At 37.9% G+C, this 25781-nt stretch carries 31 protein-coding genes; 24 read left to right on the top strand and 7 right to left on the bottom strand.

What is annotated here, in order from left to right; all coding sequences use genetic code 11:
* From EXE09_RS15125 to EXE09_RS15045, 17 genes are all read left to right on the top strand, one after another.
* Positions 1–981 carry a DNA polymerase III subunit delta' gene (locus tag EXE09_RS15125; protein ID WP_130117810.1) on the top strand — a complete coding sequence of 327 codons (981 nt, stop codon included), beginning with the start codon at positions 1–3 and terminating at the stop codon, positions 979–981.
* Positions 982–1018: 37 nt separating this feature from the next.
* A complete protein-coding gene (locus EXE09_RS15120) occupies positions 1019–1360 on the top strand; it encodes a PilZ domain-containing protein (protein ID WP_130117809.1) in 342 nt (113 codons plus the stop codon).
* A gap of 38 nt (positions 1361–1398) precedes the next feature.
* Positions 1399–2172 (top strand): TatD family hydrolase, encoded by a 774-nt coding sequence (locus tag EXE09_RS15115; protein WP_130117808.1) that lies wholly within the window; start codon positions 1399–1401, stop codon positions 2170–2172.
* A 72-nt stretch (positions 2173–2244) separates the two neighbouring features.
* Positions 2245–2859: a TetR/AcrR family transcriptional regulator gene (locus EXE09_RS15110; protein WP_130113297.1), complete on the top strand. Its 615-nt coding sequence runs from the start codon at positions 2245–2247 to the stop codon at positions 2857–2859.
* Between the two features lie 5 nt (positions 2860–2864).
* Entirely contained in the window at positions 2865–3431 is a 567-nt protein-coding gene (locus tag EXE09_RS15105; protein ID WP_130117807.1) for a prepilin-type N-terminal cleavage/methylation domain-containing protein, read from the top strand.
* Positions 3418–3798: a type II secretion system minor pseudopilin GspI gene (gspI, locus tag EXE09_RS15100; RefSeq protein WP_130117806.1), complete on the top strand. Its 381-nt coding sequence runs from the start codon at positions 3418–3420 to the stop codon at positions 3796–3798. The genes EXE09_RS15105 and gspI overlap by 14 nt, the downstream gene beginning before the upstream one ends.
* Before the next feature lie 47 nt (positions 3799–3845).
* Complete coding sequence (gspJ, locus tag EXE09_RS15095; protein WP_130117805.1) at positions 3846–4457, top strand: type II secretion system minor pseudopilin GspJ; 612 nt, start codon at positions 3846–3848, stop codon at positions 4455–4457.
* 49 nt (positions 4458–4506) lie between these two features.
* Positions 4507–5469 carry a type II secretion system minor pseudopilin GspK gene (gene gspK, locus EXE09_RS15090; protein ID WP_130117804.1) on the top strand — a complete coding sequence of 321 codons (963 nt, stop codon included), beginning with the start codon at positions 4507–4509 and terminating at the stop codon, positions 5467–5469.
* Positions 5470–5692: 223 nt separating this feature from the next.
* Positions 5693–6289, top strand: coding sequence for a 6-pyruvoyl trahydropterin synthase family protein (locus EXE09_RS15085; protein ID WP_068973185.1), 597 nt, complete (start codon positions 5693–5695; stop codon positions 6287–6289).
* 72 nt (positions 6290–6361) lie between these two features.
* Entirely contained in the window at positions 6362–7075 is a 714-nt protein-coding gene (gene ung / locus EXE09_RS15080; RefSeq protein ID WP_068973184.1) for a uracil-DNA glycosylase, read from the top strand.
* Complete coding sequence (locus EXE09_RS15075) at positions 7072–8193, top strand: enoyl-CoA hydratase/isomerase family protein (RefSeq protein ID WP_068973183.1); 1122 nt, start codon at positions 7072–7074, stop codon at positions 8191–8193. The genes ung and EXE09_RS15075 overlap by 4 nt, the downstream gene beginning before the upstream one ends.
* A gap of 5 nt (positions 8194–8198) precedes the next feature.
* A complete protein-coding gene (gene tadA, locus EXE09_RS15070; RefSeq protein WP_130117803.1) occupies positions 8199–8741 on the top strand; it encodes a tRNA adenosine(34) deaminase TadA in 543 nt (180 codons plus the stop codon).
* 106 nt (positions 8742–8847) lie between these two features.
* Positions 8848–9279 (top strand): SRPBCC family protein, encoded by a 432-nt coding sequence (locus EXE09_RS15065; protein WP_130117802.1) that lies wholly within the window; start codon positions 8848–8850, stop codon positions 9277–9279.
* An 11-nt stretch (positions 9280–9290) separates the two neighbouring features.
* Positions 9291–9980: a (d)CMP kinase gene (gene cmk / locus EXE09_RS15060; RefSeq protein WP_130117801.1), complete on the top strand. Its 690-nt coding sequence runs from the start codon at positions 9291–9293 to the stop codon at positions 9978–9980.
* A gap of 128 nt (positions 9981–10108) precedes the next feature.
* A complete protein-coding gene (rpsA, locus tag EXE09_RS15055; RefSeq protein WP_068973179.1) occupies positions 10109–11785 on the top strand; it encodes a 30S ribosomal protein S1 in 1677 nt (558 codons plus the stop codon).
* A 159-nt stretch (positions 11786–11944) separates the two neighbouring features.
* Positions 11945–12247 carry an integration host factor subunit beta gene (locus tag EXE09_RS15050; protein ID WP_068973178.1) on the top strand — a complete coding sequence of 101 codons (303 nt, stop codon included), beginning with the start codon at positions 11945–11947 and terminating at the stop codon, positions 12245–12247.
* Between the two features lie 22 nt (positions 12248–12269).
* A complete protein-coding gene (locus EXE09_RS15045) occupies positions 12270–12635 on the top strand; it encodes a lipopolysaccharide assembly protein LapA domain-containing protein (protein ID WP_068973177.1) in 366 nt (121 codons plus the stop codon).
* Between the two features lie 93 nt (positions 12636–12728).
* Here the strand turns inward: EXE09_RS15045 and EXE09_RS15040 are convergent, their stop codons facing one another.
* Both EXE09_RS15040 and EXE09_RS15035 read right to left on the bottom strand, forming a co-directional pair.
* On the bottom strand, positions 12729–13061 hold the full coding sequence (locus EXE09_RS15040) for an AzlD domain-containing protein (protein WP_130117800.1): 333 nt from the start codon (positions 13059–13061) through the stop codon (positions 12729–12731).
* A 1-nt stretch (position 13062) separates the two neighbouring features.
* Positions 13063–13725 carry an AzlC family ABC transporter permease gene (locus EXE09_RS15035; protein WP_068973175.1) on the bottom strand — a complete coding sequence of 221 codons (663 nt, stop codon included), beginning with the start codon at positions 13723–13725 and terminating at the stop codon, positions 13063–13065.
* Between the two features lie 113 nt (positions 13726–13838).
* Here EXE09_RS15035 and EXE09_RS15030 point away from each other — a divergent pair, with 113 nt between their 5' ends.
* From EXE09_RS15030 to EXE09_RS15020, 3 genes are all read left to right on the top strand, one after another.
* On the top strand, positions 13839–14387 hold the full coding sequence (locus tag EXE09_RS15030; protein ID WP_068973174.1) for a helix-turn-helix domain-containing protein: 549 nt from the start codon (positions 13839–13841) through the stop codon (positions 14385–14387).
* Positions 14388–14475: 88 nt separating this feature from the next.
* Entirely contained in the window at positions 14476–15171 is a 696-nt protein-coding gene (pyrF, locus tag EXE09_RS15025; RefSeq protein ID WP_171478502.1) for an orotidine-5'-phosphate decarboxylase, read from the top strand.
* A gap of 162 nt (positions 15172–15333) precedes the next feature.
* Positions 15334–15543, top strand: coding sequence for a hypothetical protein (locus EXE09_RS15020; protein WP_228256372.1), 210 nt, complete (start codon positions 15334–15336; stop codon positions 15541–15543).
* A gap of 106 nt (positions 15544–15649) precedes the next feature.
* On the opposite strand, the gene EXE09_RS15015 is transcribed toward EXE09_RS15020, so the two are convergent.
* Positions 15650–16558, bottom strand: coding sequence for a lysine exporter LysO family protein (locus EXE09_RS15015; RefSeq protein WP_130117799.1), 909 nt, complete (start codon positions 16556–16558; stop codon positions 15650–15652).
* A 55-nt stretch (positions 16559–16613) separates the two neighbouring features.
* Complete coding sequence (locus EXE09_RS15010; RefSeq protein ID WP_130117798.1) at positions 16614–18137, bottom strand: flavin-containing monooxygenase; 1524 nt, start codon at positions 18135–18137, stop codon at positions 16614–16616.
* Between the two features lie 152 nt (positions 18138–18289).
* Here EXE09_RS15010 and EXE09_RS15005 point away from each other — a divergent pair, with 152 nt between their 5' ends.
* Positions 18290–19300 (top strand): AraC family transcriptional regulator, encoded by a 1011-nt coding sequence (locus tag EXE09_RS15005; RefSeq protein WP_068973169.1) that lies wholly within the window; start codon positions 18290–18292, stop codon positions 19298–19300.
* Between the two features lie 104 nt (positions 19301–19404).
* Positions 19405–20553, top strand: coding sequence for a cell division protein ZapE (gene zapE / locus EXE09_RS15000; protein ID WP_087553040.1), 1149 nt, complete (start codon positions 19405–19407; stop codon positions 20551–20553).
* A gap of 84 nt (positions 20554–20637) precedes the next feature.
* Here the strand turns inward: zapE and EXE09_RS14995 are convergent, their stop codons facing one another.
* Together EXE09_RS14995 and EXE09_RS14990 are read right to left on the bottom strand one after the other, a co-directional pair.
* Complete coding sequence (locus tag EXE09_RS14995; protein WP_068973167.1) at positions 20638–21990, bottom strand: TrkH family potassium uptake protein; 1353 nt, start codon at positions 21988–21990, stop codon at positions 20638–20640.
* An 8-nt stretch (positions 21991–21998) separates the two neighbouring features.
* Positions 21999–22649: a potassium channel family protein gene (locus EXE09_RS14990; protein ID WP_068973166.1), complete on the bottom strand. Its 651-nt coding sequence runs from the start codon at positions 22647–22649 to the stop codon at positions 21999–22001.
* A 225-nt stretch (positions 22650–22874) separates the two neighbouring features.
* On the opposite strand from EXE09_RS14990, the gene EXE09_RS14985 reads away from it, so the two are divergent.
* Together EXE09_RS14985 and EXE09_RS14980 are read left to right on the top strand one after the other, a co-directional pair.
* A complete protein-coding gene (locus EXE09_RS14985) occupies positions 22875–23420 on the top strand; it encodes a hypothetical protein (protein WP_130117797.1) in 546 nt (181 codons plus the stop codon).
* 62 nt (positions 23421–23482) lie between these two features.
* Complete coding sequence (locus EXE09_RS14980) at positions 23483–24079, top strand: hypothetical protein (protein ID WP_130117796.1); 597 nt, start codon at positions 23483–23485, stop codon at positions 24077–24079.
* A 73-nt stretch (positions 24080–24152) separates the two neighbouring features.
* Here EXE09_RS14980 and ilvA read toward each other — a convergent pair whose 3' ends face one another.
* Positions 24153–25691 carry a threonine ammonia-lyase, biosynthetic gene (gene ilvA, locus EXE09_RS14975; RefSeq protein ID WP_087553037.1) on the bottom strand — a complete coding sequence of 513 codons (1539 nt, stop codon included), beginning with the start codon at positions 25689–25691 and terminating at the stop codon, positions 24153–24155.
* Between the last annotated feature and the right edge of the window lie 90 nt (positions 25692–25781).

Here is a 25781-nt window from a genome sequence, read left to right as displayed (position 1 = left end):
ATGGATGCTCAAAATTCTCAAGTTTATCCTTGGCAACAACAGACGTGGGAGACTTTAACTGGTCGCTTCCCACAACTTGGACATGGATTATTATTTTATGGTAAAAAAGGTTGTGGAAAACATGCATTTGCACAGCACTTTTTGTCATGGGTTTTATGTTTAAATAAGCAACCACAAGGTGCTTGTGGTGAGTGCAGTAGTTGTCAGTGGCTTAAATCGGATACCCATCCTAACTATGTCAATATCACCACCGATGAAGAGAATAAGAAGCAAAACGCGAAAATTAAGATCGAGAAGATCCGTGATTTATTACCATTTGTGCAACAAACGGTAGATGGTTGGCGCGTGATTGTGATTGAGCCTGCCGAAGCTTTAAATATTGCTTCGGCAAATGCGTTGCTGAAAACATTAGAAGAGCCAGGTGAGCGGGTCTTAATCATTCTTCTTGCAGATCATTATTTAAAGCTTCCAGCAACGATTCGCAGTCGTTTACAGCATTTTGCGATGGATCGTATTTTACCTGAGCAATCTTTAGAATATTTACAACAGCATTTACCTGTTGAGCAACATGCTAAAATTAATTTACTGATGAATTTATCCAATCAGATGCCATTGCAAGCGATTGAATTAGCGGCGTTGGATTGGATTAATCGTCGTGCAGCATTTTTGCAAGATTGGCAAAAGCTAGTCCATCAAAAAAGTATGCCTTTGCAGTTTGCAACGAAATGGAATAAAGAACTCAATTTTTCTGATTTCATCCAGATGTTTGAATACTTGTTGTCAGATATAATTTGTGTCAAGCTGAATCAAGCTGTAAAAAATCTAGATTTAGATTTTAGTGGAATGGTAGATCAATATAATTTAGAGAAATTATTTTCAATCTATGCTGATTTACAACAAGCCAAGTTAAAAGTTGATCAAAATGTACAAACAAATCTAATTATTGATCAATTGTCGATTCAATTAATGAATGTGACATAAAAACGACGTATTAAAATGAATTAAGGGGAAGATGATTATGCAACCACGTATGGGCGGTTTGATCCAAGTCAATATAGCGGATCATGCAACGTTACAAGCCAGTTATATGCCATTTATTACGGGTGGTGGTTTGTTTGTACCCTCTAAAAACCCTGTGAAAATGGGTGATGAAGTTTTTATCTTGGCGGGTTTGCCTGATCAATCGCAAAAAATTCCATTGACGGGTAAAGTGATTTGGATTTCTCCAAAGCAAAATGGGATGAAACCTCAGGGTTTTGCCATTCAATTGTCAGGTGAAAAAGGTGTTGCTTACAAGATAGAAGTAGAAAGATTGCTTGCAGGTAGTGCGTCTTCAGATCGACCTAGTTTTACCATGTAAGTTGTTATTTATTTTATTTAAACCAAGTAGGAAATACCGTGTTTGTAGATACACATTGCCATTTGATCATGTTAAACCTCGAACCTTATGCAGGTGATTTAGATGCTGCATTGCAACAAGCGAGGGAAGGTGGTGTATCTAAGTTTATGGGTATTTCTGTAGATTTGGATGATCATATCGCACTTTCTGAAATTGCTGCACGGCATTCAGATGTAGGTTATAGCGTGGGCGTGCATCCGTGTGAAGATCCTGCGGTGATGCAACGCGCAAGCGTTGAAAAGTTGGTTGAACTTGCACAAGCTGAAAAGGCATGGGCGTTGGGTGAAACAGGACTGGATTATTTTCATAGCACTGATTTTATTCCAGAACAGAAACAATGTTTTGCGCGTCATATTCACGCATCTCAAATTGTTAAAAAACCTGTTGTTGTTCATACCCGTTCAGCGAAGCATGATACGGTGGATATTATCCGCGCTGAAAAATCTACACATGGGATTCTGCATTGCTTTACCGAAGATTGGGAAACGGCAAAAGCCGTTTTAGATTGTGGATATTACATTTCCTTTTCAGGAATTGTTTCTTTCAAAAATGCGCAAGATTTACGTGATGTGGCAAAGCAAGTGCCGCTTGATCGACTATTGATTGAAACAGACAGTCCTTATTTGGCGCCGATGCCCTATAGAGGAAAGTCTAATGAACCCAAATACGTTCCCTATGTAGCCAAAGCCTTAAGTGATGTATATGATAAAACGCTTGAGGAGATCGCTTTCATTACCACGCAAAATTTTGAAAATCTACTTAAACAACAGTAATTAAGACCAGTCAGTATTTGAATATAGACACATCGCGTTAACGGATAAAATAAGTGAGTTTAACTGGTGAAGATGGATCGACAGGCTCAATTTAGAGCAAGAGAAGCTTTAATTTTTCAAGTCGCAGAGCAGTTGCTTCTGGAAAATGGTGAAGCGGGAATGACTTTGGATGCACTGGCTGCGGAGTTAGATCTCGCAAAAGGAACATTGTATAAGCATTTTCAAAGCAAAGATGAACTCTATATTTTATTGATCATTCGCAATGAGCGTATGTTATTGGAAATGGTACGCGATTCAGAAAAGGCCTTTCCAGAACATTTGGCATTTTTCATGTTACATCATTTACACCATCCTGAACGTGCTGTGTTATTTCACCAGATTGAAGAGCGCTTATCGACCACGGGTGTTGGTATTCATCTCTTATTTAATGAGCTGTATCAAGTACGAAAACAGCGTCTACGTTTGATTATTCGCATGACGGAAAGCTATTTAGAATCACTTCAGAGTGCGATGTCGGTTCGAGATTATTTGGCTTCGATTTGGTCGATTACCCATGGTGGTGCAGCGATTCTCAATTCAAGTTTTTATCAGCGTTATTTAGGCTGTCGAGATACACTCCGAGTTGCTTTGATTGATCAAGCTTTGGCAATGCCAAAACATCAACAAGCCACAGAGCAGGTTGCTTAAGCCTGATGAAACGCATGCCATTTCCTCATCATATAAAAGGTTTTACCTTGATTGAGGTGATGGTTGTTATCGTGATTATTAGCATCGTTGCTTCACTGATTGTTTTGAATGTAGATGGCTTAGATCAGCGTAAAGCCATGCAAGCTCGTGAAATGTTATTATTGGATTTAAAACAAATCAATCGTGAGGCCAATGATCAATCACGGATCTATGCTTTAGACTTTCAAAATGCGACTGATGTTGCACAGGCACAGTATGGTATTGTTGAATACATTCCGATAAAACAAAATACGCAACAACCCGGACGTGTGATTGATAATACGCCGTGGAAAGCTGTACCAGAATTTCAAAAACGGACATTTCCTGATCAGGTATCCGTATCGGTTCAAACAGAAGATCATCAATTTAAAAATGCCAATAATGCTGAATTATTAGGAAATAATGCACCGAAGTTGATTTGGTTTGGAAATGGTGAAGCAAAACCAGCCACGATTCAAATGTACTATCAGCAGAAGCCAGTCGGTGATGTGATACGTGTTGATTATTTGGGTAAAGTCGATGAAGAAAAATAAAGCCTTTACCTTAATCGAAGTTGTGGTCGCTTTGGCGATCTTTGCCGTGGCGGCGATGGCATTAACCAAAGTAGCGATGCAATATACCCAATCGACCGCCAATTCGATTTTAAGAACCAAAGCACAATTTGTTGCGCAGAATGAAATTTCTCGGATGATCATTAACCATGAAAGGTTAACTGGGACAGCATCAAAACAAATTACGGCACAAGGCGAGACGTGGCAGATTGATAAAAAAGCAGAAGCGACGATTAGCCCTTTGGTGCAGAAAATAGATGTACAAGTCAGTTTATTTGATGCTGATGCAGGTAAAGTCGAAGCAGGAATTACCAATATGGTGTTTTTTAATTATGTGATTAAAGAATAATAATGATCAATAAAACTCAGTCGACGTCCAAGACATCTATGATGAAGATGCAAAAAAAATCAGGTTTTACACTGGTTGAACTATTGGTTGCGATCGCTATTTTCGCTGTACTTTCTGCACTAGGTTGGAAAGTGTTTGATTATCTGATTAAAGTCAAAGATCGTAATGCAATGCATGAAGAAAATCTTGGGCAACTACAGGGCGCATATCAACAAATACAACGTGATACATTGCAAATTGTGCCTGTTTCTGCACGAAATGGTGATGAAATTGAACCTGCATTGAGTTTGGACAATCAAAAGTTAGCATTTAGTAAATCAGGTGTTTCTGATCCATTGAAGCAAGGTTTATCGCCTTATGAGCGTGTGGAATATGTCTATAATGGACAGGATAAAAAAATATATCGCTTAAAATATTCAGATTTAAACCGAATCCGTTCAGATCAGCCTTTGTCGAGTGTTTTACTTTCCGATGTGGATCAATATCAAATTCAAATTTTAAATCCCAATGAGACTGATCGCTGGCCTGATGGGGATATAAAAGACGAGAGACAACTGCCACGCGGGATTTTGATGAAAGTCACAATTCGGGATGTTGAATATGAGTGGGTATTGAGTTTACTCAATACAGATTATTTGCAGGATAAAAAGGATAATTAATTATTTTCCATACTGATGTGATGGTGATGATTGTTGAGGTCAAATATTTATGCAGTTTAAGCAGCAAAAAGGTATCGCACTCATTACGATTTTGGTGATGGTCGCACTTGCGACCATTATTGCTGCAACTATTGCAAAACGTCAAAATTTAACCAATGAAAATACAGCATTTTTAAAACGTCAGAGCCAAGCACTGTTTTATGCGAAAAGTGCAGAGGCATTTTATTCAGAATTATTAGCGCAAGATACAGAAACCAGTAAAGAAGCAGATTATTTGCAAGAGACTTGGGCAAAACCAATGCCTACATTTCCTGTGGAAGATGGTTATGTTTCTGGCACACTTGAAGATGAATCAGGAAAATTCAATTTAAATAGTTTGGTAGATAAAGAAGGAAAACCAAATCCACAAGCTCAGGCGTATTTCTCAAAACTGTTGGTCAGAGTTGGATTGCCCGCAGAGATTGTTGAAGCGGTGATTGACTGGGAAGATCCAGATAAAGACACGCTAGGTGCAATGGGTGCTGAGGATAGTTACTATCAAGGTTTACCAAATCCTTATTTGGCAGCAAATCGCAAGTTTATGAGTGTGGATGAGTTAAAACTGGTTCGTGGTTTTGAAAATGAAAAGTTTGATTTAATCGCACCTTATATTTCAGCCTTACCCGATATTGCGACTAAAATTAATATCAATACTGCACCAGCCATGGTTTTGGCTGCGATTGATGAAAAGTTGGATGTCAATACAATACAAACAGCATTAAATGCCAGACAAGAAAAAATGGAATACTTTGCAAATGTAAATGATCTGATGAAAATGCCACCGTTTGATACATTGGTCGCTGAATCTTTCGCAGTGAAAAGTAAAGATGCTTTATTTGATGTGAAAACAAATTATTTTCTAGCCAAAATTGAAGTCATGTTAAGTGAACGCAAGCGTCAATTTACCAGTCATTTAGTGCGTAATGATCAAGGACAAGTCTATATCTATGCACGGAGTCTTGCGCCATTTTAAATAAAATCCATGTAAATATTTGAATTTATATAGAATATGTTTATTAATGCAGGGTTGTAGAAAGGTAGGTTTATTTTACTTTTAGCATTAAATAGACTCAAATTAAACTGAAAATCGAATTATCCTTTTTGCCTATTGCATTGAACGCTAAATTTAATGCTCAGGAATTGAGTTTTGCTTTATAATCGAAATTAATTACCGATTTGTTTATAAAATTTGGCTCATGTTAATTCGTAAGTTATTTAAGTTTGAAAATGCACATATCGTGCGGAATTGCACGTCAGATCGTTGCAAACGATCTATCCACGGGCATAGCTATAAAGTTGAATTATTGCTCAAAGCTTCAAAACTTGATCATGGTCAAATGGTGTATGACTTTGGTCTGTTGAAAGGTGTGATTAAAGAAATTTTTGACAGTTTTGATCATGCAATTTGCTTTTGGCAAGATGATAACCCTGAATATATTCAAGCATGTAAAACGTTTAGTGCGCGTTGGGTGGCTTTACCTGTTTCACCATCGGCAGAACAATTTTCGCGTGTTTTCTTCTATTTAGCGCAACAAGTGCTCAAGTCAACCATTACCCAAAATGGTGAAGGCGATGTTGAAGTTTATTCTGTAATTGTGCATGAAACGGATACAGGTTATGCGCAAAGCTTTATTGAAGATATTGAAAATGAGCAAATGGGGTTGTTGAGCTTAGATCAAATTATTTTCTCTGAACAAGTTCAAGCAGAATGGTCTGATTCAGAGATGTATGAAAAATTGAAACAAGGTATTCAATTTCAAAACCCTGAAGTGGATTTGCAAGTTAAAATTTAATTTGTGAATTCTGCGTAAATTCACAAATATTGTATATGTTTTATTGGATGTAGAAATTTAGGATGAAAGTTAATGCAGTTGTCTGAACCTGAACAAACAAAATTAAATCAAGTTCGGTTAGATCAAAGTTGGAAAAATGAATTGGCTGAGTTTTTACTGGGTCAAAAGATGGATGCTTTGCGATCTTTTTTGCTTGAAGAAAAAAATGCAAATAAGACGATCTATCCACCGAGTTCACTTATTTTTAATGCATTAGATACCACGCCACTAAACCATGTGAAAGTGGTGATTTTGGGTCAAGATCCTTATCATGGACCTGATCAAGCGCATGGTTTGAGTTTTTCTGTGCAAAGAGGGCTTGCATTACCTCCATCATTGCGTAATATCTTTCATGAATTGAACACTGATTTAGGTGTTCCTGTGTCTCGTCATGGTGATTTGACCAAGTGGGCACAACAAGGCGTGCTTTTGCTGAATAGTGTTTTAACTGTTGAGGCAGGGCAACCGACTTCACATCAAAAACGTGGTTGGGAAGATTTTACTGACTATGTAATTGATGTGTTGAATGAGCGTAAAGAGCATATTGTATTTATACTTTGGGGTGCTTATGCTCAGAAGAAGGGACAACGCATTGATCAAACTAAACATCTGGTTTTAAAAGCTGCACACCCATCTCCTTTAGCAGCAAACCGCGGTGGTTTCTTTGGTTGTAAAGTTTTTTCGAAAACGAATAATTACCTTAAACAAAATGGCATTGAGCCGATTGACTGGCAGCTGGACGCATGACAAATTCTCCCGATACAAATGACTATCACCCAGATCTGATTATTGAAGAAGCGAACAATGGATGGCGAATCATTCGCTTAAATCGTCCTAAGTCGCTTCATGCACTTGATGAATCTATTGTTGCAGCGTTGCTGAAACTGTTTGAGGATTTTCATCATGATGATACGGTCAAAGCAATTTGGTTAGATTCAACCACACCAAAAGCATTTTGTGCGGGCGGGGATGTACGTAAGCTTCGCCAATTGGTGATCAATAATGAAGTTGAAACAGCCAATAAGTTCTTTACCACAGAATATGATTTAGATTTGTTGTTGCATAACTATGCAAAACCAATTGTCGTATGGGGTGAAGGTTATGTGATGGGCGGTGGATTAGGGCTATTCATGGCTGCACCGTTCCGTTTAGTCACGCCTTATTCACGTTTGGCTATGCCTGAAGTGAATATTGGTCTTTATCCAGATGTTGGTGCAACGCGTTTCTTAGCAGATCGTGGTCCGATTGGCTTATTTACCGGATTAACGGGTTCAATCATGACTGCTGCAGGCGGTTATGGAATTGGTTGGGCGACGCATATTTGTGATGCACAGCGTGATACTGTTTTACAGAAGTTGTTAGATATTGATTGGGGGCATTATCCAGCTGGAGACTTTCGTGCTTTGGATGATACTTTGAATGGTATGCACCGACCAGTATCGCCAGGACCATTACAAAACTCTTTGGATGTGATTCACAGTGTTTGTCGCGGTGTTAATTTTGAACACGATTATGAAGCCATTATTGGTTTAAGTGATGCGCGTAGTGACTGGTTGCGTCAAGCAAGTGAAAATTTACAAAAAGGTTCACCGAGTACTGCGGCAATCACTTGGTTGTTATGGCAATGGGGGCGTCAAGTACACTCATGGGCTGAAGTGTTTGAATTAGAACGCCAAATTTCTGATTGGAAAATTCGTCATCCTGATTTTGTAGAAGGTGTTCGTGCACGTTTGGTTGATAAGGATCTATCTCCTGAATGGGATAAAGTTGAAACACTCACTTTAGCGGGTATTCTTGCGAAAAATCCTCCTGTAACAACAATTGAAAGTTGGAATGAATTACTTCGTCAATACGGTGTTATCTAGGCGATATGTCTGAACAAGAGTTTGATCCGCAAGATCAACAAAAGCAAATTGATGAACAATGGATGCAGCTAGCTTTCGAGCAAGCTGCATTTGCTGCTTCTATGGGGGAGATTCCTGTAGGTGCAATCATAGTCAGTCAAAATAAAGTGATTGGACAGGGCTTTAATCAACCGATTTGTCAGCATGATCCAACAGCACATGCTGAAATTCAAGCAATCCGAAATACATGCCAAAATATTGAAAATTATCGTTTGCCTGATGATGCGACCTTATATGTGACTTTAGAACCGTGCACGATGTGTGTCGGTGCTTTGATTCATGCGCGTATCAAACGTGTGGTTTTTGGTGCATTTGAACCCAAGGCGGGTTCATTAGTCAGTAGTCGTCAATTATTGGATACAGGTTATTACAATCATATTTTTCAATTTGAAGGTGGATGTTTAAATGAACAATGTTCAAGCCAACTTTCAGATTTTTTTAAAATGCGTCGTGAACAAAAAAAACAGATGAAGAAGCTACAAATGCAATTTAATCTGATTCAAAAATGAACTAGAATACAGATGATTTTATTGACAATGTGTATTGTCAAAAATGTTTCACAAGAATGCTTTTATGATTTGTAATTTTAAAGCTTAAAAATTAAGGGTATTAAAAATGAATTCGATTCAAGTAAAACAAGAGTTTAATGCACCAATTGATCAAGTCTTTGATTTGTTATCTAAACATGCAACTTATAATGTTGCTTTTGCGCCAATTCAAGTGGTACGTGTTAAAGATTCGGCTGATCCAGAACGTCCGGATGGTTTGGGTTCAGTGCGTCGTATGGGCTTGGGGCCGATTAAGCCACTTCAAGAAGAAATCACACTTTTAGATGTAAATAAGCGCATTGAATATAAGCTCATTAAGAACCCATTGATTAAGCATCATATTGGTATTATTGAATTTACTGAGCTTGCATCGAACAAAACACGTGTCGATTATACGATCGAATTACAAGCACGTGCACCATTTGTAAGCAAATTAATACTTGCACAGCTTAAACTAGCGATTACACTTGGCTTTAAGAAACTTGCTAAGACGGTTTAATTGGAAATTCAATGACAATTCAAATTATCACAATTGATGGGCCAAGTGGTTCAGGTAAGGGTACACTTGCAGCGAAACTTGCAAGCCATTATCAATTTCATCTTTTAGATTCAGGCGCTTTGTATCGCTTGCTTGGGTTGTCATTACATCAAAAAGGCTTATTGGATACATTAGATAATGAGTCTGTGCTTCAACAAGGCGTTACAATTGCAACAAATTTAGACATCGTATTTAAAAGCACCGAAAGCGGAACTACAATTTTGCTCGATGGTGAAGATGTAACGCAAACGATTCGTACCGAAAGAGTGGGTGAGTTTGCTTCAAAAGTCGCTGCAATCCCTGCACTTAGAGCAGCTTTGGTTGATCGTCAGCACGCATTTGCACAAGCGCCTGGCTTGGTTGCAGATGGTCGTGATATGGCAACTTCTATTTTTCCTCAAGCACAAGCTAAAATTTATCTGACGGCTTCAGCAGAGTCACGTGCCGAACGCCGTGTAAAACAGTTGCAGGGGATGGGGCTGGATGTTAAAATAGGCGACATTTTAGCGAATATACAAGCTCGAGATAAGCGAGATATGGAGCGCACAGTCGCGCCACTCAAGCCAGCAGTAGATGCTTATATCATTGATAGTTCTGAATTGAACATTGATGAAGTGTTTAAACTGATGACTGATTATGTCGATGCACACTTAGCTAAATAACTATTTTTGTTTTAAATTTTATTTAAAATCAGCAAAAGCATAGCTTGATCAGTTTTATATGGACTATGTAGATGCTTAACTAAACCGGCCTTGTCTGATCCAAGACCGCTGACTTTACTAGGTATATCATGACCGAATCTTTTGCAGCCCTCTTTGAAGAAAGCGAATCAACTCTCAATATCGACAAAGGTGCCGTTATTAAAGGTATCGTTGTTAGCATCGACTCTGACTGGGTTACTGTTGACACTGGCCTTAAATCTGAAGGTGTTGTTGCACGCTCAGAATTCCTAAACGAACAACGTGAACTTGAAGTAAACGTTGGTGACGAAGTTGATGTTGTTGTTGAAGCGCTTGACAACGGTATGGGTCAAACAGTTTTATCACGTGAAAAAGCAAAACGTGCTGAAACTTGGACTAAACTTGAAAAAATCTTTGAAGACGGCGAAATCGTTACTGGTGTTATCTCTGGTAAGGTTAAAGGCGGTTTCACTGTTGACATCGGTCCAGTTCGTGCATTCTTACCGGGTTCATTGGTAGACACTCGTCCTATCCGTGATACAACTCACCTTGAAGGTAAAGAGTTAGAATTCAAAGTAATCAAACTTGATGCTAAACGTAACAACGTTGTTGTATCTCGTCGTGCTGTTATGGAAGCTGAATCTTCAGCTGACCGTGAAGCGCTTCTTTCTCAATTGGAAGAAGGTCAAACAGTTACTGGTACTATCAAAAATCTTACTGATTACGGTGCATTCGTTGACCTTGGCGGTATTGATGGTCTTCTACATATCACAGATATGGCTTGGAAACGCATCAAACACCCTTCAGAAGTTGTTGAAGTGGGTCAAGAAGTTACTGTTAAAGTACTTAAATTTGACAAAGAACGTAACCGTGTTTCACTAGGTCTTAAACAACTTGGCGAAGATCCATGGTTAGCGATCATGAACCGTTACCCTAAAGGTTCTATCGTTAAAGCGCGTGTAACTAACTTAACTGACTACGGTTGTTTCGCTGAAATTGCTGAAGGCGTTGAAGGTTTAGTACACGTTTCTGAAATGGATCACACTAACAAAAACATCCACCCATCTAAAGTTGTTCAGATCGGTGACGAAGTTGATGTTATGGTTCTTGAAGTTGATGAAGAACGTCGTCGTATTTCTCTTGGTATTAAGCAAACTCGTGCTAACCCATGGGAAGAGTTCTCTAAAGCTCACGACAAAGGTGAAAAAGTTTCTGGTACGATCAAGTCAATCACTGACTTCGGTATCTTCATCGGTTTACCAGGCGGTATCGATGGTTTAGTTCACTTGTCTGATATTTCTTGGAACGAACAAGGCGAAGAAGCAATTCGTCGTTACAAGAAGGGTGACACTGTTGAAGCGGTTATCTTGTCTGTTGACGCTGAAGGCAATCGTATCAGCCTTGGTATCAAACAAATGAACAGCGATCCGTTCAATGACTTCTTAGCTGCTAACGAACGCGGTGCGTTGGTTAAAGGTACAGTAACTGCAGTTGACGCTAAAGGCGCAACTATTAAGTTAGCTGACGAAGTTGAAGCTTCTTTGAAAGCATCTGAAATCAACCGCGACCGCGTTGAAGATGCAACTAAATTCTTAGAAGTTGGTCAAGAAGTTGAAGCGAAAATCATCAACGTAGATCGTAAATCACGTTCTATCAACTTGTCGATCAAAGCGAAAGACGAAGCTGAAGAGAAAGAAGCTGTAGCTAACCTTAAAGTTGCTACAAACGGTCAAGACAATGGTCCTAAGACTATTGGTGATTTGATTAAAGCTCAAATGAACCACTAAGTTATTGTTAAGAAGTATTATTTAATGTAATTAATTAATATTTTTTATTCAAATACTGTAAAAGGTAGCGTAGTATATGATGACTGCGCTACCTTTTTGTATTTAAAAAGGATATTATCTAGTGTATGTCAAATAGCATTAAAATTAATGAGGTCTTAAATGACAACTGAAGCACTTAATAAGTCTGACTTAATAGAAAGAATTGCTCTAAAAAACCCGCATTTAGCAGAGCCTTTAGTCGAAGAAGCTGTTAAAATAATGATCGATCAAATGATTGCATCATTATCTGCTGATGATCGTATTGAAATCCGTGGATTTGGTAGCTTTGCATTACACCACCGTGAACCACGTGTAGGTCGTAACCCTAAAACTGGTAAATCAGTTGAAGTTGCAGCAAAGGCTGTACCTCACTTTAAACCAGGTAAAGCACTACGTGATGCAGTAAACGAATCTGCACAATAAGTAAAATTCGAATGGGGTGATTATGCGCTATTTCTTAGTTGCATTACTTTTAGTAATCTTTGGCTATGCTTTAGCATTGGTCCTACAAAATCCAGCTGAACTGCCAGTAGATCTATTGTTTACTCAAGTACCAGCAATGCGTTTGGGATTATTGCTTTTATTAACTTTAGTCCTAGGAATTGTTTTGGGATTATTGTTAGGTGTACAAATTTTCCGTGTTTTTCAAAATGCATGGGAAATTAAACGTTTACGAAAAGATATTGATCATCTCCGTAAAGAACAAATTCAGACTGCACAGTTGGCTGCCGCTGAAGCCGCTGCAAATGCACGTCATGAAAAGACGGTGTTAGATATTCAACCTGAAAGTAAGAATTCTAATCCTCTTTAATCTGTATGCTAAAAATGCGTTTAACTGTCATGGTTAGGCGCTTTTTGCATTTTAAAAGCTATAATTTAGAAGTTGAAATTTAAAAGCTGCAATTTAAAAACTATAGTTTAATTGTATAAATCTACACATTGTCGTGACCAATGCTGCGATCAGAATAATACTAATCAGTGAATAGTTCTTCCAGATTAAATACAATGCAACCAATACGCCTGCTATTTTAGCAAAGTCTGTAAATATGCGACCTTCAAAAAAAGTACTTAATACTGCAATAGAAAATAGTAAAGTAGTTGCTGCATCGTTAAATAACTGCTCTTGTCGTTTACTGATTGAGAAATATTGGTGAAAGGCAAGTCCAGAATATCGAATTAAATAAGTGCCTAAAGCAAGTATCATGATGCCAATAAAAATGATGAAGTATTGATTCATATTATTTTCTCCTTGCCAATAGAGCAAAAAGAGACATTAAGATTGGAATACCTGTAGGCAAAAATGGGACTGTACCCACGCTGATTACAGCGCCAAGCATTGCTGATTGACGCGTCTCTTTTTGCTTTAGCGACTTAAAGGTTAGAGCAAACAATACAACTGGAAAAATGGTGTCTATTCCCAATATTTTTGTATAAGCAAAATGACTTCCAGCAAAGTAGCCAGCTAAAACACCAATTGGCCAAGCGAATAAAATTCCAATGCCACATAACCAATAAGCACACCGTTTAAGCTCATCAGTGGGTTGCGTTAAACCGAATAATACACTTTCATCATTCATGATATGTGTTGCTAAGTACTTGAACTTATTATCTTCAATAAAATGCTGGATGGCTAAACCAAAAGGTAGATGACGTAAGTTAATGAATAGACCTGCAATGGCGGCTGTAATTGGACTACTGCCAGAAGCAATCATGCCAATAAAGGTAAATTCAGCAGCGCCAGCTAAAACTAAACTCGAAAGTAGTAGTGGTATCCAAATAGGTAAATGGTACGTTACAGCTAGTGAGCCGAGTGACATACCGATGAGTGCAGTTGCAAAACAAATGATTGCAATTGATTTAATCAGGGGCTTGGGTAATTTAATAAATTCTTTATACTTCATCTGGCACAACCTAGTTATTTGTTGAATTGTTCGTTATATCAAACAAGTGTTTTTTATATTAGAGTGTTTGTTTTTGTTCGTCAAATCGAACGATTGTATTTTTTGGAAGAATAATGTCGATACCGATAGAAACCATTGCATTAAATTTGCAGAGAGAAAGGAAAAATGCTGGATTATCTTTAGGAGAAGTTGCTAGGCGTGCAGGAGTTGCCAAATCTACGCTTTCACAGCTTGAGTCTGGACAAGGTAATCCAAGTTTAGAAACCTTATGGGCATTATGCGTAGCCTTAAATATTCCTTTTGCGAAATTAGTAGAAACACAAACTCAGTCTGCACAAGTCATTCGTTATGGAGAAGGAGCTTCGGTTACTTCAGAGGTCGCACATTATCAAGCTGTTTTGTTAGCGACTTGCCCGCCCAATGCGAGACGCGATATTTATATTTTAACGACTCAGCCAGGTGAACCGCGCTGTAGTCAACCACATCCTACGGGTAGTGTAGAACATATTATTATTATGCAAGGGTCAGCCAAAGTAGGTTTAACGAATAGTTATGAAACTTTAAAAGCGGGGGATTATATGTCCTATCCTGCAGATCAAGCACATATATTTGAAGCTTTAGAACCTGATACGCGTGCAATTTTGATTTCTGAGCAACGCTAATACAATTTGTAGAGTTAATCCTGTGTTTTTTGACAAAGTTGGTTTTATGCTTAAGTTAATCGCTTTATAATGTGCCCAATTTTATGTGATGGAACTGAGATCTGTGAGTATTATTGTTGCCTTAGATGCAAAAAGCCAATATGACGCCCTAACAATTGCTGATCAACTTGATCCATCACTTTGTCGTTTAAAAGTGGGTAAAGAATTATTTACTCATGAAGGTTCTTCTATTGTTAAAGCATTACATGATCGTAACTTTGAAGTTTTCCTAGATCTTAAATTCCATGATATTCCAAATACAACGGCTCAAGCTGTATGCGCTGCTGGGGATATGGGTGTATGGATGGTGAATGTACATGCATCAGGTGGTCGTAAGATGATGGAAACTTGTGTTGAACGTTTAAAAGCAGGAAATTACAAGACTCAACTGATCGCTGTAACTGTGTTAACGTCTATGGGGCGTGAAGATTTACGCGATATTGGTTTAGACGTTGAACCTTTTGAGCAAGTTAAGCGCTTGGCTAAATTGACTCAAGAAAGCGGCTTGGATGGAGTCGTATGTTCTGCACAAGAAGCGAAAATGTTACGTCAAGATTTGGGTCAAGACTTTGCTTTAGTAACGCCAGGCATTCGTCCAGCAGGTTCAAATGCAGATGATCAAAAGCGTATTGTGACACCAAACCAAGCGATGCAAGACGGTTCTACGCATTTGGTGATTGGTCGCCCGATTACACAATCAGCAAATCCAAGTCAGACTTTGAAAGATATTTTAGCGACTTTGTAATTTAGTCTGCTTGTTATTTGACATTCAAAATTCAAATGCATCGTTAAAGTTGATGTATTGGGTTGCTTAAAAAGCTTTTCAATTGAGTAGACAATTGGAGAGCTTTTTTATATTGTGCTGATCAGAATAACTTTTTAATAATAAGCTAATCTTGGGTGAATAATGTCTACTGATTCTGAAAAAAATATACCAGTACAAAGTGATGTTAATCAAGTTGATCATGTTGCATCATTAGAAAACGTAGAGCAGGAACAGGAAGAGCAACAAAATCAGCAAAGTGATTGGACTTCTGGAATTGATGTTGTGGAATTGGGCTCAACTGTTTTAGATGCTGTAGGAGATTTGCTGAGTGGTCTTGATATAGATTTTTAGTACAGTCATATTTACGAGATTATAGAACTTCTGAAATTACGAAATTTTGAATAAAAAAGGAATGATCAAGTTTTGATAATTCCTTTCCATTCTATTATTTCAGCATTTATAAGGCAGCCAAGACACTGACGACAATAGGTGCAAGAACTGAAAGCACGAAGCCACTGACCATTGCGTGTGGAATAAAATCATTACCACAGGCTTGTTTAACCATAGGGAGTGTAACGTCCATGGCTGTTGCTCCTGCAGAAGAAATTGCAGAGCGTGGATAGCGCCAACCGATAATATACATAAATAAAATAGCAAAGATTTCTCTGAATAAATCATTCATCAAAGCGATACTCCCCAAGTGAGAATTTTTTAACTCTGTGATCACAATACCTGTCATTGAGTAAAATCCATAACCTTGTGAAAGCATAACAAGGTCTTGCATGCTGATATTTTTTAACATAAAAAATGCTGCAACCGCACCCAGTAAAGACCCGATGATACATGCTAAAGGAACAAGCATGATTTTCCAGTTGAGCCAAGACTTGTCTAAAGGTGAATAGGCTAAATCTAACCCGATCAGTAACATATATACCAATAATAAATGCCACGTGCTGACATGTAATGGGAATTGGAAAGAGTGCGCAAGTTCAGCCACGCCATAGCCAGCGGCAAGAGCAATAAATGCATAGCTGATATTCAGTAATGAACCGATTAACAATTCAGCAGACACTTTCCCCTGAGAGGGTTGGTAACCGATTGCTTTAAATAGCAAATAACAGCACAAAAAAGCACCTATGGACGTTGTTAGAGCGATGGTGATTGAACTTGTTAAAATTTGCGCAGGGCTGGCAATATTATGAATAGTTTGAGAAAACTCAATCGCAATTGCAATAAGTAGCACATAAGTAAAATAAGGTAATATTTTAAAAGCAATTTTTTCAACACTCTGCGGAATACGGCGAGCGAGGATAAAACCTAGAAAAAGGCAGAATAAAAGTTGGAATATAAGCCAAAGAGATTGCATGAAAAATAGATAGGCAATGAATACCTATCTATTATAGCTGAATTAAAAGTGTAGCCTAAGCAGCTTTTGATTTTTTCTTGCTTTGTGACATTGTACCTAGTAGGCGATAATCAGCAGGGTTGGCTTTACGGGTTTGTAGCCAAAACTTCCAAGTATACGTTGGCCAAAGTGAGAAGTTTTTTCCTCCATCTTGTTGATACCAACTGACACAACCAGATTGCCAAACTGTGCCTTCAAGCTTTTTTTGTACATCTTCATTAAACTGGTCTTGAACATTCGCTTTGACTGCGATGGCTTGGGTCTTGGTTTTTCCTACCATTTGCATCAATTGTAAAATGTAATTGACCTGAGATTCGATCATGAAAATAACCGAATTATGTCCAAGCACTGTATTTGGCCCTAATAGTTGAAATAAATTAGGGAAACCTTTGGTACACACGCCATAGAAACTTTCAGCTCCATCTTTCCACGCATCTTTCAGTTCAAGCCCATTTTCACCATAGCATTCAAATGATTTTAAATAGATGCGAGGGTCTGTAATGAAGCCTGTACCATAAATTAAGCAATCAATTTTACGCTCTTTACCATCTTTGGTGATGATACCATTCTCGGTCAGCTCTTGGATTGCATCAGTCACTAACTCGACATTTTTACGATTAAAAGTTGGGAAATATTTATTTGATACTAAAATACGTTTACAACCCATCACATAATTTGGGGTGAGTTTTTTGCCCAAAGCTTTGTCTTTGACTTGATAGCGGATAAAGAGTTCACCAGCTTTTTGCATATATTTCATGGCAGCAGGTTTGACAATTGGAACAACTCGGGATTCATTTGACCAATATAATCGAGCACGGTGTAGTTTTCTAAACCATTCAAAACGATTAAATAATTTTTTATCTAAGGCATTATAGGCACGTTCGTCACGTGGAATCACCCAAGCAGGGGTACGTTGAAATACATATAGATTTTCGACTTTGGGTGCAATTTCAGGAATATATTGAATCGCACTACCACCTGTACCAATTGATGCTACATTCTTTTGGTTCAAATTATAATCATGGTTCCAATGTGATGAATGAAATACTTCACCTTTGAATTTTTCTATGCCTTTGATGTTTGGAATTTGTGGCACATGTAAAGGCCCTGAGGCGAATACAACAAATTGAGCATCAACTTTTTGTCCATTTTTTAAAGTTAAATGCCAATTGAAATGATCTTCGTCATATTGGGTTGAAACGACTTCTTGATTGAACTGAATATATTTTTTTAAATCATAGTCATGGATTAAATCTTGAATATAATCATAAATTTCAGGTGCTTCTGCATAACGCTTAGACCAATCGGTTTTAGGTGCAAATGATAGAGAGTACATGTGTGATTGCACATCACATGCAGCACCAGGATATTGATTTTCACGCCAAGTGCCACCAACCGCATCGGCTTTTTCGAGGATAATAAAATCGTGAATATTCGCCTGTAAGAGTCGAATAGCCATAGCTAAACCACCAAAACCAGAACCAATGATTGCGACTTGTGTGGTTTGTGTTTTCACAACATTCGTCGAGATATCGTCCATTTTTATTTACTCTAATTTTTCATTTTGCCTAGAATATCGACTTTTATTGATTTGGAATATGATAGCTCTGACAGAAAAATTGATATATTCGGCAATTTTCAATATTTGGTCTTTGTAGTAAAACATCTGTGTAAAAATGAAATGTTGAAAAAATGAAGCGATCAATCCTCGGTTTAATGTATTTAATTCATGGTATGCGTAATGCAGGAATCGATGTGGATTCACGTCTTGCCAGTATTGGAATTAAAGCTGATGCACTTGATCCAAGTTCAATCATTCATCCAAGTTTAGAATGGGATATTCTTAAAGTTGTCGGTGTTGATGTTGCGCCTGAAAAAGGTTTGTTCATTGGGCAGCATTATTCTTTGGCAGGTTATGGTCCTTTGCTTATGCTGTTGGTCACTAGTCGTACTGTAAATGATGCAATTAAAAATGGTATTCAATATCAAGGCTTGACCTATTTATATGGTGTATTGGGTTTAGAACAGGGGAACCATCAAGTTGCATTGACTTATGCACCTGTTGATCTCGACACTGAAATGGGGTTGTTGCGAGCGCAATGTGAAATTTCAGGGACTTATAAGTTCTTAGATGATATTTATAGAATGATGGGATTAACAGTTCCAAGTATTCGGATTGAATTGCCTTTTCAGCAACCACAAGATCCTCAAACCTTAAAGCAATTCCATGACTATTATGGTGCAGATCTACATTTTGGTTGCAGTAAAGCAGCTTTTTGGATGAATGAAGATGTAGTGCAATTGCCGATTCCATCTGCTGATCTGATTACGCATCGTGTTTATGAAGCTAAGTGTATTGCTGAAATTGAACGTTTAAATGCAGAAGAACAAAAGATTGCACCTTTGATTCAACGTGTAAATGATTATTTAGAATTACAACAGGGCATTATCCCTTCGATGGCAGAAGTGTCTCAGGCATTGAGTATTCCTGAGCGAACTTTACGTCATCAGTTACAACAGTTAAACACCAGTTATAAACAGATTCGCGAACAACTCATTATGAACAAGGCACTCCGTTTAATTGAATATAAAGAATATTCAATTGAGGTGATTGCTGAATTGTTGGGTTATTCTGAACCAGCAGCATTTAATCATGCATTTAAACGTTGGTTTGGGCAAAGCCCACGTCAATATGGTAAATAATTGGTGATGATATGTAATTTATGTACATAATAATGCCAAAGTTTTATTTATCGAAAATGAATATTCGCTATACTTCCATTAGCCTTTAAAAGTAACAAAACCATATGTCTGATCACAATTCAAATCCTACCTCGTTTACTCCTGTATCACCTGCTGAGCGTTATGCCAAAGCTTTATCCTCTGGGCAGTTTTTACCAGATGATGCGCAAGCTGAAGCTGTGCATGAGTTAGAGCGTGTCTGGCAAGAGTTGATTAATCGCTATAAAGCATCGAAAAAGGCATTTCGTCGTTTCCGTCGTCAAACAGCACCAAAAGGCGTCTACATGTGGGGTGGTGTAGGGCGTGGTAAAACATGGTTAATGGATCAATTCTTTGATTCGATACCATTTCGTCGTAAAACACGTATGCATTTCCATCACTTTATGCAGTTTGTTCATAAAGAGTTGAATAAGTTATCAGGTCAACGTAATCCGTTAGATATTGTGGCAGACCAAATTTATAAAGATGCTGTGGTGATCTGTTTCGATGAGTTTTTTGTGTCGAATGTGACAGATGCAATGATTCTCAGCGATTTATTCCAAAAGTTATTCAACCGTGGCATTACATTGGTGGCAACATCAAATATTGCTCCAGATGGTTTGTATAAAAATGGCATCCATCGTGATCGTTTTCTTCCAACCATTGAAATGGTGAAAACTCATTGCGCGATTTTGAATGTTGATGCAGGTGTGGACTACCGTTTACGTGTTTTGAAGCAAGCACAGTTATTTAAATCGCCATTAAGTGATGACAATAAAGTGTGGATGGCAAAGCGTTTTACCGCTTTAACCACTTCTCAAGTGGTCTCGGAAGAACCGATTAATATTAATAATCGTGTTGTTGAAACACTCGGGCATACTGAAGATGTATTGTGGTGTGACTATCGTGAATTGTGTTTAAAACCACGTAGCCCGTCTGATTTTATTGAAATTGCCAATATTTATAATACAGTTTTAGTGAGTAATGTACCGCATTTAACAGATTTACTTTCTGAGGGAACACGTCGTTTTATTTATTTGGTTGATGAGTTTTATGACCGTGGCGTGAAGTTATTACTGACTTCGGAAGATTCAATTATTGAGATCTACGACGGTGAAAAACTTGCCTTTGAAATTGAGCGTACTCGTTCGCGTTTACTTGAAATGCAGTCAGATGAGTATTTACAGTCTGAACACCGCTTGATCAAAGGTGATAGTGAGTTGGCAGTAGAATAAACACTTAAGCAATGTGGATTGCTAAGTAATTGATTTAAAAAGCGACCTAATGAGGTCGCTTTTTCTATGTATAAATGATTTAGATTAACCCACTTGAATTTCAGTATTGGGATGACTAACACGACTTTTATTTGGTGTCGCAATCAAATATGCAAGTGTTAAAGGACCTAAACGACCTGCAAACATTAAGCATATCAAAGCAATTTGACTTCCTGCATGCAAATCTTCAGTGATGCCTCGTGATAAACCAACGGTACAAGCAGCGGAAACGGCTTCAAATAATAAGTCTAAAAATTTCTTATTCGGCTCTAAAACCAACAGGGTAAAGAAACCAATGAGAATGAGTAATGATGTGATAGAAATGACCGCCAGTGCTTTAAAAGTGGCTTGGTGTGAGACAGAATGACCGAATACTGTAATTTCAGATGAACGTTTTAGGAAAGATCGCACACTTAAAATCATGATGATAAATGTACCGACTTTAATCCCACCTGCGGTACTGAGCGATCCACCACCGATAAACATCAACACCATCGTGATAAGCGTTGAGGCATTGGTCATGCTACTGACTTCTAAGCTGTTAAAGCCTGATGAACGTGGTACTGTGGCATGGAACCATGCATTTAAAGCCTGATCACCCACGGACATCGGTGCGAGTGTTAAAGGGTTCGATGCTTCTATCGACCAAATTACAATGAATGCAAATAGGTTTAAACCTGCAATGGTTGAGAGGATTAACTTGCTATTTGTTGAAAGTTTTTTCCAACGTTTGGCACGTTTAATATCCATTAGTACGACAAAACCAATACCACCGATGATATACAGCAAACTAATCGTCAATGTGACCATGTATTGGTCAGAGAAGCTCATTAAGCTATTGGGAAATAACGAGAATCCACCGTTATTAAACGCTGAAATACTATAAAACAAGGCATAAAAGAAAGCACGATCAAGGTCATAATAGTTTGACCATGCCATGGTTAAGATCCCTGTACCTATTGCTTCAAAGAACAGTGAGTAGAGGAAAACTCCTTTTACGGTAAATGTTGCTCTGGCTAAACTGGTTTGCCCGATGGTTTCTTGCGCCATAATTTGCTGTTTAAGTCCAACTTTGGATGAAAGACTTAGTGCAGCCAAGATCGCAAAGGTCATGAAACCCAAACCACCACATTGGATGAGGAGCATGACCACCACTTGTCCAAATGTCGTCAGCGAGTCGCCAATATTGACCACAGACAAGCCTGTAATTGTCACAGCAGAAGTTGCGGTAAATAAGGCATCAAGCCATGACAAGTCACCTTTATGGGAAAAAGGGAGTTTGAGCAACAATGTCCCAATGACGATGAAGCTTAAGAAACCTAAGGCAAGTAAACTCGGTGGGCTGAGATTAATGCGATTATGATTTTTATTGATCAGTTCTTTTCTAGATAGGCGCATAGCAACAACTATAAGAAACGAATTGAAAATTGTCTTAACATTTCTACAGGGCCTTCCAAAATCAAAATATCTTTTTCTTGTAAAATGGTTCCAGGTGCAATCTCATAAAGTACATGAGAGCCACGCTGTAGTAATAGTGTTTTAATTTCAGGTGTATTTTCCATCACCGTTTGGAACTGAGCACCTTGTAGATTTGCAGCAATTTCAATTTTGACAATATAGCGATCATTATTCAGCGCCATATAACGTCGAACCATCGGATAACTCAGATTCTGCGCGATGCGAATTCCCATGTCTTCTTCAGGGTGAATGATTTTAGTAATCCCTAGATGTGACAAAATCATATGATGTGACTTAGATTTTGCTTTCACAAATATTTTATCAATGCCTAAATTTTTTAGATGAAGTACACATAAAATACTGGCTTCAATGTCATCACCAATTGCAACAACAACAGCATCACAGTTTTTGACATTCAGTTCTTCTAGGACATGTTCATCTGTTGCATCTGCTATTACCGCATGACTAATTTGATCTGCAATATTTTCTACATTTTTTTTCAGTGTATCTATACCAATCACATCGTGATTTAAGTTAGTAAGCTCTAATGCAACCGCTTCGCCAAAACTACCTAAACCGATGACAGCAAACAGTGCCATTTTAAATCCTTATCAATGCACAAGATTTGTGTGACATTATCATATTCAATTTTTATATATTTTATATTTAAACGATTGCGTCGCCAATCTGAAAACGAAGAATAAAGTTGGATAATGTAAAAAAACTCAAGCAGACGTCATAAAAACTTAAAATTTGCCCCGTAATATACAAATCAAAGCAAAAATAGATCTATGCCAAGTCATGGCGGAATGTAAGTAGAAAAAATGGACGATAAAAAAATTTTCAAAATCCTGCATCATTGGTTTCCTGAGTTGCAGCAAAGAGATATTCCCAAAAAGAAAAATCGTAAAAGTTTTGACGTTTTTCTAGATTGGCTTGAAGCTGAAAAGTTTGGTGGGCGATTTCGTGCCTATTTAATGAAAATAGATCGAATGAAATTTCAGGAAAATGAAATTGAGAGAAGTGCGATTTTCCATGAATATGCAGTTGATAGCTCGAATCTTCAGACTCAAATACGCGAGCGCACAAAACCTCTATTTGAGCATTATGAACAACATAAAGAAGTAATAGGGCGTTATTACAATGTACAAGATCAAGTTTATGACATTGTTTTTGAAGAAATATTAAAAGTTGCAAGGCAACATGATTATGAGTTGTTACTGATCTATGCTGAAGACTATCATTGGTTACTTGTACCCAACCAAGACCATAAGATTGAAAAATTCTGTAAACATTTTAATAAACAATTTCATGATCAAGACGTGAGTATTGAACACTATGCCTTATTCGATTGCTCAAGATCGACTTAATATTTGATTCTTTGAGGTTTTTTAAAGTATAGTTTTATTTTCTTTTTTAAATTGAACAAACAATGGATGATAAAAAGATATATCAACTCTTACAAGCGTGGTTTCCAGAGTTGGAGTCGCTGAAAATTCCAAAGAAAAAAACGAGAAGGGATTTTGATACTTTTTATTATTGGTTATCTCCTCAAGATATTACTGAGCCTACGACTGAAGATGATCTTCAAGAATATAAATATCGTGGGTATTTCTTAAGTATTGACCGTGATCAGCATTTTGATAATGGTATTGAGGTTTGTGCTTTATTTCAGGATTTAAATGTAGATGTTGATGCAATACAAAATAGGATCGAGTTGAGGACAGCACCATTATTTGAACATTATGAAAAATATAAAGATTTAATTGGTAATTTTTATGCTTTACGAAGCCATGTTTACGATATCGTTCTGGAAGAAATTTACAACGAGGTGAGAAAGCACGGCTATCGAATGTTGTTGATTTACGCATCTGAACAGATTTGGATGGCTGTACCAGATCAACCGAAAAAAATAGCACAATTTATAAAATTATTTCGTAAGCAATTTATTGGATCGCGTCCATCTATCGAATATTACGAACGATTTAAACCATTCAATTTGAGTAGTTTTTTGTCAGATGATGATTGATAGTTCAAGTTAAAAATACTTAGTTATCTCAAACTCTATTTGACAAGAGCCTGAGATACATTGAAAGACAAATTTATTTTAAGAAACGCTGATAACCTAAGTTATTGGTAATTTCCTGATATGGATAAGTGATCGTTTCTAATGTTTCAATTAAACCATCTGGATTTTGTTGAGCATCTTCTGCATCCAAGCCCACCAAAACACGTCCTTCTGCTGCGCCGTGGTTACGGTAATGGAATAGGGTAATGTTATGCGTTGGTCCTAGACGTTCTAAGAATGTGAGCAATGCACCTGGACGCTCAGGGAATTCAACACGGAATAGACGTTCATTTTCAATGTCTGCATGACCGCCAATCAAATAACGAATATGGAGTTTAGCCACTTCATCATCAGATAAATCATCTACGTCATAATGCATTTTTAGCGCTTCATAAATGTCATGACGTTCTTTGTCACCTGATTTTAAGCTAATACCCACAAAAACCTGTGCCGCAGAAGAACTGCTCGCACGGTAGTTAAATTCAGTGATGTTACGACCTTGTAAGGCACGGCAGAAGTTGAGGAATGAACCTTTTTCTTCAGGAATGGTCACAGCAAAAATCGCTTCTTTACGTTCACCAAGTTCAGTACGTTCTGCGATATAACGTAAACGGTCAAAGTTCATGTTTGCACCACAAACAATCGACACCATGTTTTTATTTTCTAAACCATGTTCAGCAACGTATTTTTTAATCCCTGCTAAAGCCATTGCACCCGATGGTTCAACGATGCTACGACATTCGTCATAAGTATCTTTGATCGCAGCGCAAATTTCATCGGTATTCACAAGTACAACATCACGTTCAACGATTGGACCTGAGTTATCTGATTTTTGCAGTTGAATCACTTCAAATGGTTTTTCACCAATTTGTGCAACGGCTGTACCATCTGCAAATAAACCAACGGTAGGTAAAATCACACGTTCATTTTGCTCAAAAGCGGCTTTTAAGCATGCTGATTCATCATATTCCACAGGGATGACTTTAACATGCGGTGCAACATCACCTAAATACGCAGCGACACCTGCAATTAAACCACCACCACCAACGGCGACGAATACATAATCGACATCACGCCATTGACGTAAAATTTCATTGGCAATCGTCCCTTGACCTGCCATGACCAATTCATCATCGTATGGTGGAATAAAGGTCATGCCTTCATCGGCAGCACGTTGAATTGCATATTTATTGGCAACATCAAAAGAATCGCCGTGTAGAACAACTTGACCGCCCAAACGTTTTACAGCTTGGACTTTAATATCAGGCGTGGTTTTTGGCATCACAATAATGGCGGTAATACCCAACTTTTGACCAGATAGTGCCACGCCTTGTGCATGGTTACCCGCAGAAGCAGTAATAACGCCACGTTCCAACTGAGATTTCGGTAATTGACTGATGCGGTTATAGGCACCGCGCAGTTTGAAGGAAAAGACAGGTTGCAAGTCTTCGCGTTTGAAGCGAATGTTGTTGTTTAGTTTTTCACTAATTCGTGGCGCTGCTTCGAGTGGGGTTTCGATCGCAACGTCATAGACCGTTGCCTGTAATATTTGTCGAACCAAACGAGACAGCATGTTAATTTTCCATATAACAGTTTAAAATGAGCATTGATTGTAACAAACCCCTGCGCATTTGCGATTTAAAATTATGCGAAATGTGCAGAA

Origin of the sequence: Acinetobacter sp. WCHAc060025 (assembly GCF_004209355.1) — a bacterium.
GTDB classification, from domain to species: Bacteria; Pseudomonadota; Gammaproteobacteria; order Pseudomonadales; family Moraxellaceae; genus Acinetobacter; species Acinetobacter wuhouensis.
This window is presented reverse-complemented; position numbering and strand designations above follow the sequence as displayed.